The organism is Candidatus Peregrinibacteria bacterium (genome assembly GCA_030700255.1).
GTDB lineage: Bacteria > Patescibacteriota > Gracilibacteria > UBA1369 > JABINC01 > JABINC01.
In genome coordinates, this window is sequence record JAUYJN010000005.1 from 22,626 (window position 1) to 32,623 (window position 9,998).

At 40.0% G+C, this 9,998-nt stretch carries 4 protein-coding genes; 2 read left to right on the forward strand and 2 right to left on the reverse strand.

Annotation, left to right across the window (positions count from 1 at the left end):
• Positions 1 to 56 precede the first annotated feature (56 nt).
• The gene (locus tag Q8P68_00695) at positions 57 to 6,821 is read left to right on the forward strand and encodes a hypothetical protein (protein ID MDP4007690.1); all 6,765 of its coding nucleotides are present in this window, start codon (positions 57 to 59) and stop codon (positions 6,819 to 6,821) included.
• Positions 6,822 to 6,867: 46 nt separating this feature from the next.
• On the forward strand, positions 6,868 to 7,875 hold the full coding sequence (gene holA, locus Q8P68_00700; GenBank protein MDP4007691.1) for a DNA polymerase III subunit delta: 1,008 nt from the start codon (positions 6,868 to 6,870) through the stop codon (positions 7,873 to 7,875).
• Here holA and gatA read toward each other — a convergent pair.
• Positions 7,872 to 9,326 (reverse strand): Asp-tRNA(Asn)/Glu-tRNA(Gln) amidotransferase subunit GatA, encoded by a 1,455-nt coding sequence (gene gatA / locus Q8P68_00705; GenBank protein ID MDP4007692.1) that lies wholly within the window; start codon positions 9,324 to 9,326, stop codon positions 7,872 to 7,874. The genes holA and gatA overlap by 4 nt on opposite strands.
• A gap of 82 nt (positions 9,327 to 9,408) precedes the next feature.
• A complete protein-coding gene (gene gatC / locus Q8P68_00710) occupies positions 9,409 to 9,717 on the reverse strand; it encodes an Asp-tRNA(Asn)/Glu-tRNA(Gln) amidotransferase subunit GatC (GenBank protein ID MDP4007693.1) in 309 nt (102 codons plus the stop codon).
• Positions 9,718 to 9,998 lie beyond the last annotated feature (281 nt).

The window sequence follows — 9,998 nt, forward strand, 5'->3', positions numbered from 1 at the left end:
TTATTTAAAGCCAAGACTAGTCTATAATTCGCCCTTAATTTACACTTATAAAACGCATGAAAAAATTCCTCTCGAAAATCCCAGGACTTACATTAACAATATTGCTAATAATAATATTAGCAATAAATGTTGCTTATGCGGTAAAGCCGGCGAAAAAAGCTCAAAGCCCTTTTAATGGCCTATTACAAATAGTGGAGTCACTTAATCCTTTGGGTAAAAACCCAACTCTTCCACTTATAATAGGTGGGCCTATGACACCGGACACAACGCCTTCGAGACCATGTATATTGATGCCACCTGAATATTATAACCCTGCAAATCCATATGACAGATGGCCAATAGTAACAACATGGTATTATGATGTTTTAAATAATTTCTCAGGATACATAATAGATGCCGTAGACCAAGATAGTAACAATAGATTCAGCGAAGCTGTCGATACCTACACTCGTCCACTCCCACAAAACTCATTCAATAATTTTTGTTTCAATGCGGGACAAGACAAAAACCCATACGTAGATGATGATGGGGATGGAGAATTTAATGAAGATAGACCTGGCGGAGGAGACAATGACGGTGATGGGAATATAGATGAAGATGGTTGGCCATGGGATGGTAATTTTGGAGATTATGGGACACTCGCTCTCTATCAAGGTAATGAAAATGGCGACACAGGGACAAATAGTAATGATGTAACCTACCCTGTTGTTGATGAAAGAAGATTTATGGTTGTCTCAAAATGTGACGATCCAAACACTTCAACTTCAACAAACGAAGCCTATGATGCTAACGATGTAACTTGTAATGGTCAATTCACATCTTTAAATGAGTATACTGCTATGATAGACCAAGTGGATATAGAACCTGGCGACATAGTTCGTTTTGGTGTTTATGTTCACAACAATTCACGTTATCCGGATAATCCAAGTGCGATTGCAAATGATGTATTACTACAATTTGACACCAAAACGAACCCGAACAAGCCTCGTGCCGCTATAAGTGCACCAAACAATATTTATCATGAAAATCCTTATAATACTAGCAGCCCTACTCTCAGGGATGTTGACGATTTAGATAACGACGGTAATACGGTGGAGATACTCAGAATGGCAACCGATACAACTAGAGTAAATTCTTTGGTGCCGATACTGCTCACACCTATCCCTGATGCTACTTGGCTATACAATGAACAAATCGCATCAAACCCACCGAATTCAAATAATCCTTCTTATCATGTACCTTTCAGAATAACCAATGGTAGCACTACAATTATTCAAGATTATGGAACTCCACCATCTGTACCGATTACAGAAACTTTTGATCCATCTATAGTCAATGAAGATTTCGAACTTGGAATAGATCAAGTACCGGGATGTTTCGAATTTGATGGATGGTATTTTTTCGACTACCAAGTAGAAGCAGCGCAGGAGCCACTTTGTGAAGAACTCGATGTACAATGGATGCAACAATGGCCGGCTTATGAGCCTCTTCCTGTACTTCGCGATGAATTCATTTTACCCGCAGATGGTAATCCACCGGTGCCAATCAATTTTTCAGACGGAACGGATGAAGGACTTTATATAGTTGGAGACAGTACAGCTCCGCTAATAATACAAATAAACCGAAACGGGTATGAAGGAGATCTCATATGGGAACTTGTAATACCGGACGGCTCAGGTAACTTGGTTCCATATCAATCAAGTGTCGATCATTTCTGTTCAAATGCAGCCACTGGAATGCAACAAGACAGCTGTAATTCGGGAACTACAATGAGTGATAACAATGCAGGAATTATATTTAATAGATTTCGAACAAACGTAAACTCAACTCTAGGGGCAGCTTACAAACAAAATACTTTCAAAGTATATAACCTAAATCAAGAAGTAATCTTACATGTATATGCTCCGGCAGGGAACGGAGAAAAAACTTCAGCTTGTAAAGAAGCTGTGTACTTTCCTTCTTGTCAGGATATGACGTTAATAGCTCCTATCACTTTGGATGACCTTACAATCGATCTTGCAACAGGAATTGAAATAGAAGTAGACACCGTTCCAGAATTCTACAATGGACCTATAGTCTTTGGAACTGACAATCAATGTGGTGTATTTGATATAGATGATGGCGGCAGTGATTACACAGATGATCCAAATCCGTTACAAAACTTAACAATTCTTTACGAAGTAACTGTAGACTTCGGTATCAATGACCCAAAAACTGCGTGGTACAACATCAATACGGGAGAGCCGGGATGTTCTACTAACACAGGAGAAGGTGACAATATTACTATCCGTGCCCTATCTGACAAAAGAGGTTTCTGTGAACAAACATTCACACTTACAGAATCAGAACCTCAATTCTGTACAGATTTAGAGGTAAGTGTACAGCCCGATGTATACTTAGATGATGGCAGTGACACAATGACTGCAACCATAGATATAAATGCATCTGCAGGATGGAGCGGAACTTTAGCCGCCCTAGTATGTGCAAGCCCAACAAACCCATTGCTATGCGTACTCAGCCTCGACCATACCGCAAAAATCACTTCAATCAATATTCCAACCGGAAGTATTTTCGACACACCTGGCACAGTATCCCAAGCGGCCGCAACAATCGGCCCGGTTGGTGACGGTGACCAAGTACGAATACAAATAGAAAATATTAACAATGAATTAAGCCAACTATATGTATACGCATTACCTATTGAACCAGCATGTTCCGACATCACCCCTTTTGAATGGTGTGGAGATGGAATCATAAACGACGGAGAGGCTTGTGACGATGGAAACAATATAGATGATGATGATTGTAGCAACACATGTGAGATCGGGGAAACACCGGGAGAATGTACAGATGTAGAGCTCACAACAGTTCCAACACCTATATATTTAGAAGATACCTCAACTGCATTTGATGTAAATATTGATGTTACCGCAGATCCAACTTGGACAGGAAGTAGTTCAACTATGGTATGTCCGGCTGCATATGCAAATGACTACACGTTATGTTTCATATTCAGAGATTTAACAGTTCAAATAACAAACCTTGTATTAACTCCAACCGGACCAAATACATTTATAAACTTCGGACAATTAAATGTCGGCCCACTAGCTGACGGTCAACAAATCACATTCACCGCAAGTAACATATCTGACCCAACAGACGTAATCGCAACATTCACATTCCCTGAAGATCCAGCTTGTAACGACAGCGTACCTTTCGAATATTGTGGGGACGGAATCGTAAATGATGGAGAAGATTGTGATTCAGCTAACCCATTAACTCCAGAGTGTACTGATAGTTGTGAATTCCCTGAAGGACCTTTTGAATGTACAGATTTAACACTGACTACAGTTCCAACTCCTGTATATTTAGAAGATTCTTCAACTGCATTTGATACAACTATAGATGTATCCGCAGATCCAGCTTGGGCTGGAAGCGCACTTGAGATACTAGTATGTAGCTCTCCTTTTACACTGACTTCATGTCAAGGATCACTAGATACTACCGCAGAAATTTCGATCAATACATCACCAAGCGGATCAGTCGTAACTAATGACGGAACAAATGATGTGTCAGTCGACCCAGTAGTTGATGGAAACCAAGTAACTGCAACCGTTACAAACATTTCAGATCCTTCAAACACGATCGCATCATTTGTAATCAACGAACCATTTTGTGAGGATTCAAGTGGTTTCGAATATTGTGGGGATGGAATCGTAAATGATGGAGAAGATTGTGATTCAGCTAACCCACTAACTCCAGAGTGTACTGATAGTTGTGAATTCCCTGAAGGACCACTTGCTTGTAACGACGTACTACTCACAATCGCCCCAACATACCTAGAAGAAGGTACGATTGTTAATGGGATAATAACCGTATCGGCTGATACAGGCTGGACTGGAGATCTTACAATCTATGTCTGTGATGACCCAACTTCAACCGTGAGCTGTCTTGCGACTCTTGATACAACTGCAGAAATAAATAGCCTCCCAAATGTACCAAGTGGCTTTGCAGCTGGACCAGTACAAGACGGAGACGTCGTGACTTTCCAAGTTGAAAATATTTCAAATGCAGGAACATCTATAGCAGCCTTCGCATCAGGCTTAGGCGCAGAATGTAACGACAATGCCAATTTCTCACTTTGTGGGGATGGAATAATTGATACAGGTGAAGCCTGTGACGATGGAGTGAACAATGGAACAGGTCCTTCTGAATGTAGAGCAGACTGTACACTCCCTTATTGTGGCGACGGCATTCAAGACTTAACGGAAGACTGTGATGACGGAATCCTCAATGGAACACCTGACAGTACATGTTCAATTTCATGTGACACTCCTGGTATTCCAGGTACGGAGGGGCCAACAACATGTACGGATCTCGAAATCACAAGTAATTCACAAATCAACAGCATCCCTGCATACATAGAAATAGAAACTAATCCAAATTACTGGGGGGAAACAAATACTGCTACTTTCAATTATTCAAGTAGCAATCCAAATGGAATTTTCTCTTCAAATGATGGTATAGGTACAGGAGGATTTTTGAATACAAACGACAAGAGCGTTCTTTATACCGGTAATATCGGAGATACAATTAGTGTTAGTGATTCAGTGCAACAATTCGGAGCTTGTAGCGATACAATCACAATTACAGAAGGACCAAATCCACCAAACGAGCCTGAAGGCCCGGATACTCCTGGAGATGATGACGGTGGTGGAGATACTCCTGGGGGAGGTGACGGAGATGACGGTGGTGGAGATAACTGTCCTCAACTGGACATCATCACACCAAATCCAAAAATCCTTACAGCACCTGAAGGATATATAGAAATAGTTTCACCAACCGTACCGGTATTTGACACTGGGGCCCCTGCTTACAATGGACCGTTTATATATTCTACTACAGATACGAATATTAAATTCGTAGATACAGAAACATTAGATGGAGCATCAGCTGTAGATAACTATATCTACAATAGTATGCCAATCCCACCCTCTGTATGGGTAAATGGAGATGGAGAAACAGGGCTGACCACATCATCAAAAGAAATCTTCTATTTCGATGCGGATTTATCGCAGGACATTACCATAATTGTAACGGATCAAAAATACCCAACCTCTCTTTGTGGTGACACTTTGCAAAATTCAATCATGACGATAACAGGACCTCAGATTGAAAAATTCGGATGGGTACATGAAACAGGAGGTAATACTACAGATCAAATAGAACGTGAAGTGAATTATCAAATCTCATACTGGAACTCACTTACAAATCCGGAAGATCCAGATTCATATCCTAGAGAAGTTGTCATAACCGATACTATGGCGGAGGAATCCATCAACGGTCATCCGGGTATTTATGCGGTACTCGATGATGGCTCACAAAATACAATGGATTACGTTCTTTATGATTACGAAGATGGAACGGACTATACAAATAATCCATTCATAACAAACTTCATAAATCGTGAGATAGTTGATGCAAGCGGCGATGTTGTAATCAAATATTACAGAGACAAACCTTCTGTCCACTGGTTACAAGAAGGTAATGACAACACGTGGGGAGGGGACGCTGCTCAGATACATGAATGTAGTGAAGTTCTTGAAACTTACCTTACACCTATATTAGCAGAGGGAGAGGTCGCACCTCCTCCACCTACATATGAAGATGCTGGAATTCTATGTTTCACAGGAAGAATAGATACGGCAGACGGTATAACTGTTTACAATATGGAAGCTGATACTGAATTTGAGCTTGAATATCAAGGCCACATATACGCTTCAAATTTCTGTGATGATGAAACAAATACAAGCTTAACTGAATCATTCCCAAATACTGCAACTGGTACATATACTGCAGGAACAGAAACTGAAACTATCAGTGATTCAGAGACGTTATATGGTACATGCAAATACGCGCTCACACGTAATGCAGGAGATGTGCTGTTTTATACAGATGCGGATCCGGGAGCAAATCTTGCGGCACTTACGGAGGATGAAGTTAGAAATTCCGATGGACTTGTGTTTATAAGAAATCTACTAAATTCGGTTGTTGAAACAGTGTTTGGCGGTGGAGTAAGCGGAGGCACAACAGCCTCACAATGTGATAATCCGGACGGGAATAATTTGATTCCACATGTTTTATCATCATTTATTTGTCAGGTTTACTATGACCCAAACAATACAAATGACGAATGGAAACCATACAAAGTAAACCAAAAAGTAGATTTTGAATACTTAGATGGATATGGAGAGTTTATAGATAATGTGCTATTGGGAGACCTCAGCTCAAGTAGTTTACAGAACTACGCCGCCAACTATGATCCATTTGCACAACTTAATGATCAAGGTACTCGTGGCAAAGTTTACAAATTCAATGGAAACGTAACGATAGGCAATGGTCAGCCAATTCCAGTACTTGAAGGAGGAGCGAAGACTATAATCGTAGATGGAGACCTAAATATAAATAGCGACATAACTTATCCGAATGACATAAATTTACAGGATCATGAAATCAGCTCAATCGCATTTATCGTGATGGGAGATATAAATATAAGTACAAACGTTCAAAATCTAGCCGGAGTTTATGTAAGCCGAGGTGGAGCATTTAACAATATCGGTGACATTTCAAACAAACAATTAATATTCCGAGGATCAGTATTCGGAAACCTACAACCACTTATAAACAACAGAGCCTTCATAGGCGCACCGGTCCTCGATGGAGGAAATGTCGTAATTCGATACGATAACCGAGCTCTCCGTAACACGCCTCCCGGCCTCAAAGATGCAATCGACCTGAAATGGTTGCGAGTTGCCAGGTAAAAGTAGTAATATTGCGTCCCCACCATGTGAATATATTCACATTTCAATGAACAACATCATTCTCTTCTACGGAGAAAATACATATTTAATCAATGAGAAACTCAAGCTCTGGGAGCGGGAATTTGTCAAAAAACACGGAGATCTGAATCTTCTCAAGCTTGATGGTTCGATAACTTATACCAAAGACATTTATGAACAAACAAATCAGATGCCTTTTTTGAGTGAAAAAAAACTTGTTATCGTAAAAGGATTTTTACAAAAAAAAGCTGATGACCAAGAAACTCCGGCTAATAACCAAAAAGCTCTGGCTGATGACCAAAAAGCTCTAATAGATTATTTAGAAAAAATTGCGGACTTCACGATTTTGGTTTTTGTGGAAACGCAGTCTCCGGACAAAAGACTTTCATTATTCAAACATCTTATCAAAAATTACCGTGCAGAAGAATTCAAAAATTTAGAGGGATTTCTTCTACATAACTGGATCATAAAAATAGTAAAAAACTCCGGCTCGGAAATAACACTTCAAAATGCGAAATATTTAACGGAAGTCTGTGGCAATAACATGGTAGAGCTCGCATGCGAGCTCGAAAAACTTTCACTAAATCGATTGCATCAACAAATCAGAAAAGAAGATATCGATCTAATAACAGTGCCCAAACTCGCACACAATATATTTAAACTCACAGATGCAATCGCTGCAAAAAATGTAAAAACCGCCATAGAAATTTTAGAAGAAATGAAAAATTTCAACGAGGCAATGCCAATGATTTTTCACATGATTGTCCGCCAGTTTAGAATAATAATTCAAATCAAGGACTGTATGGACAAAGGTATGCAGCAAGCAGATGTCCGGCGCGAAGTGCCGGAACATCCATTTGTGATAACAAATGGGATGAAGCAAGCCGCAAATTTCTCAATGAAACAACTCAAAAAAATCTATTCCGCCCTACTCGACATAGAAAAATCTTTCAAATCCGGCGGCATCAAAATAAGCGTAAACGACCATTCCGAATTCGAACTTGCCCTACAAAAATTCGTAGTCACAAATTGCTAACCCCTATCCTCGATCTTGCTCCCTACTCTAAAAAGCAAATCTTCACGGAACTGAGGAGCTATTATTTGTGTACCGATAGGGAGGCCTTCTAAATTAAATCCACTGGGAACACTCATGGCACTGAGCCCTGCGCAAGAAGCTGGACTTACTAAAGCATCCGCCATATACATAGCTACCGGGTCATTTGATTTTTCTCCGATTTTAAATGCAGGGGTCGGTGTAACCGGAGCAATCAAAACATCTACAGTTTCAAAAACTTTATTAAAATCATTTATAATAACAGTACGAACTTTTTGTGCTTTTTTGTAATATGCGTCGACGTATCCACTAGATGAAACATAAGTTCCAATCATAATTCTTCTTTTGATTTCATCTCCAAATCCAGCCTCTCGACCTGAACAATAATAATCATACAAATCTTTTGTCTGACCTTCCGGTTTTGAGCCATAACGTATCGTATCAAAACGAGCTAAATTTGCAGAAAGCTCTGTCGGAGACAAAATATAATAAACAGCCATTGCATATTTGGTAGTCGGCAAACTCACCTCTATGACTTCCGCACCCATTGCTTTTAATTTTCCAATTTGTTCTTTTACTCGAATTTTTGTCTCTTCATCTATTCCATCTTCAAAATACTCTTTTGGAACACCAATTTTGAGACCCTTCACATCTTGCCCGAGAGCCTCCAAATAATTTGGCACTTCTTTGTCAGGAGTCACCGAATCATATTCATCTTTTCCTGCTGTAACCTGAAGTACTCGAGCTGAGTCTTCAACAGTCAAAGAAAAATGTCCAATCGTATCATAAGAAGAGGCCATAGAAGTGACTCCGGCACGAGAAACTCTACCATAAGTAACTTTGAGTCCAACTAAATTACAAAAAGATGCGGGCTGCCTTATAGAACCACCTGTGTCAGTACCCATTGAAAAAACTGCCATACCTTTGGCAGTAGCACTGGCTCCGCCGCCACTCGATCCACCGGCTACACGAGTTAAATCATAAGGGTTTTTTGTTACACCAAACGCAGAGTGCTCCGTCGATGCTCCACAAGCAAATTCATCCATATTTTGTTTGCCGAGGATAACTACTCCGGCATCCTTTAGCCGCTTCGTTGCAGTCGCATCATACGGCGAAATCATATTTTTTGTAATTTTAGAACCATTGGTCGTTCGCATACCCTGGCTCGCATAAATATCTTTGAGTCCACATGGAACCCCCTCAAGAGGCAAAAACTCTTCACCTGCTTTAACTTTACGAGAGATATCCACATCAATTTCTTTTGCTCTCTCAATCGCACCTTCACTATCTACAGTCAAATAAGCATTCAATTCTTCGTTATGTGCAGCTATCTGCGCCAAATAAGCGCGAGTTAGTTCTTCACACGTAAATTCACCACTTTTGTATCCGGAGTGTATACTGCCAATTGTTAAATTTTCTAAGTCTAGAGTCAAAATATGTTTTTATTATTTAGAATATATGATTTACCTTCAAATGTTACTCTTAAGAGTAAAACTAAGTACCAAATTACAAATATCACAATACCGATGGTACTCTTATTTGTTTGCGCTCAACCGGTAATTCGGTACAAGCAAGTAAAGCGTCCCGCCTTTCAAATACATCACCGGGAATCAAATCACACTTTACACTGTCCTCTCTAAGTACATTTTCAAGGCCTGTAACCTGACACGTCTCTTCTACCCCGTCAGTATCAACTTCTTTTAACATTTCCATCCACTGCAAAATACCGGTCAACTGAGTAGAAAATTTTTCAACCTCCTCTTCACTTAATTTTAACCGTGCCAGATGCGCAATGTGCCGAACTTCTTCAGATGTAAGCTTCATAGTTTTGTATAACGCAGCAATACTACTAAAACCATCAAAACCTTTCAAGACAATATACCTTTGAACATAACCCTACAAAAAGCCAATCCAACACCTACCACTCAACCCTCCCCAAACCCATCGATTCAACACTGATTCTCAAGCTCACCTTTTTGCCAAATATTTCTTATCCATAACATGGGTAATTTCATGATGCTCCTTGCAAAGAAGCACTAGATGCCTCGGATCATGGCTCCTTTGGATCCCAAATCGTATCGTATGATGAATTGTTTTCGCATCTC

Coding starts and splice junctions, on each gene's coding strand:
- Q8P68_00695 (MDP4007690.1), top strand. CDS start 57: ATGAAAAAATTCCTCTCGAAAATCCCAGGACTTACATTAACAATATTG.
- holA (MDP4007691.1), top strand. CDS start 6,868: ATGAACAACATCATTCTCTTCTACGGAGAAAATACATATTTAATCAAT.
- gatC (MDP4007693.1), bottom strand. CDS start 9,717: ATGAAGCTTACATCTGAAGAAGTTCGGCACATTGCGCATCTGGCACGG.